Raw genomic sequence first — 1,895 nt, 5'->3', positions numbered from 1 at the left:
GCGCACCGGGTCGCTCAACATTCGCGGAACGAAGCGCAAGCGCGTCGCGGGATCGGTGCCGGACAGCGCTTCGACCGCGGCAAGACGCACCAGCGGGTCCGGGTCGTTGAGCGCATGGGTCACCGACGACAATGTGTCGGGAGTCAGCCAGCGACCGAGCCGGTCGATGGCGCTGGCGCGCACGATCGCCGGCTGCGCCGGATCATCCGCAATCGTCTGCAGCGCATCGCGTGCCCCCGGCGCTCCGAGCGTGCCGGCGTGCAGCGCCTCGGCGAAAGTCTGATAACCCACAGGTGCCTTGCCCGTCCACTTCGCGATCGCGTCCGCCGCCCATTGCGCAGACTTCTTCGCATGGCAGTTGTTGCACGCGTTCGGCACGCCGAGCTTCACCGACAGGTCCGGGCGCGGGATGCGCATGGAATGATCGTGACGCGGGTCGACCTGCATGTACGTGGTGGTGGGCATGTGACAGGCGGTGCACGCCGCGCCCGCCGATCCCCTGGCGTGATGCGTGTGCGTCTCGCTGTCGAACTTCGCCGGCGCATGGCACGTCGCGCACACGGCATTGCCGGGCGCGCGCAGCGCCTGGGTGTGCGGGTCGTGGCAGTCCGAACAGGTGACGCCTTGCGCGTGCATCCGGCTCTGCAGGAACGACCCCCAGTTGTAGACCTCGTCGCGCATCTGACCGTCGGTCCAGTACAGCCCCTCATCCAGCCGCGCCGGCCGATGCGTGTCGAGAAGTGACTTGCCGTGGACATAATCGTCGGAGAGGCGCGCGGCGCGCGCGTGGCAGCGCGCACACACGTCGATCTCGCGCGAGGATGTGCGCGGCGCGCTGCGCCGTGCGTTGCCGGTGGCCGCCACCGGCGCCCACTGGATGCCCTTGCGTTCGTCGAGCGCGATGGCGAGCCCTCTGTCGGCGGCGCTCGTCGCCTTGCCTGACGCTTTCGCCTTCGCCCACGCCAGATGTTCCGCACTGGGGCCGTGACAGGCCTCGCAGCCGACGCTGATCTCCGACCACGTCGTCCGATATTCGCCAAGGGCGGGGTCGAATCTCTTGCGCAGGTCGGTCGAGTGGCACTCGGCGCACATGAAGTTCCAGTTCTGGCCGATGCCGGTCCAGTGCAGCGGATCGCCCGCGCGCAGCTTCTCGCGCGGATAGAGATGGAACCAGCGCTGCCCGCCGGCGGACTTCGGCCGCGAGTCCCACGCGATGCCGAGCGCCTGCAGCCGGCCGCCGGGCAGTTCGATCAAGTACTGCTGCAGCGGCTCGAGGCCGAAGGTGTAGCGGATCTCGAAATCGGCGAGCTTGCCGTCCGGCCCGTCGGTGCGGACGAAGTACCGGCCATCGCGGGTGGAGAACGTCGATGTGGTAGCGGCGTAGGTGAACTTTGCATTCCGGAAGTCGCCGAGCACGCTCTTCGCGTCCGCCACCTGCATGGCATGCGCATGCTGCGATTTCGCCCAGGCATCGAAGGCGGCGCGGTGACATTCGGCGCAGGCGGGCGAGCCGACATAGCCGCCGGCGAAGGATTGCGTGACGACGGGCGGTGGTGCCACGCTGGCCGTCGTCTGCGCAAAGGCACACGACCCGTGCACCACCGCTGCCATCAGGAATGAAAGCGCCGCGCAGAAGTGTACTGCGCGCCACGCGGGCGCCGCGCGTGACGCTCGACGGGGGTCCCTCACGCTCGACCCGTCCAGGCGATCGTCACGATTCGATGAGGAGGCTGCGGTTGCCGTCCGCAGCGTGTGCGGCGGACGACTGCGGGATCAGGCCTTGGGAGCGCTCAGCGCCGCTTGCAGCTTCTGCTCGTCCTCGTGCGTGAGCGAGGTCTTGAGCACCGTGCCGCCGGTCCCCGCGAGCTGCTCCAGCACCTTGTCGGCGGTGACCT

At 68.9% G+C, this 1,895-nt stretch carries 2 protein-coding genes; both read right to left on the bottom strand.

Going from position 1 to position 1,895, the window contains the following annotated elements:
* A partial coding sequence (locus JNK68_16140; protein MBL8541874.1) for a HEAT repeat domain-containing protein occupies window positions 1–1,560 on the bottom strand: 1,560 nt, incomplete at its 3' end.
* A 213-nt stretch (window positions 1,561–1,773) separates the two neighbouring features.
* The coding region (locus JNK68_16135) for a DUF1269 domain-containing protein (GenBank protein MBL8541873.1) at window positions 1,774–1,895 on the bottom strand (122 nt) is incomplete at its 5' end.

The organism is Betaproteobacteria bacterium (assembly GCA_016791345.1).
Classification (GTDB): domain Bacteria; phylum Pseudomonadota; class Gammaproteobacteria; order Burkholderiales; family JAEUMW01; genus JAEUMW01.
This window is presented reverse-complemented; position numbering and strand designations above follow the sequence as displayed.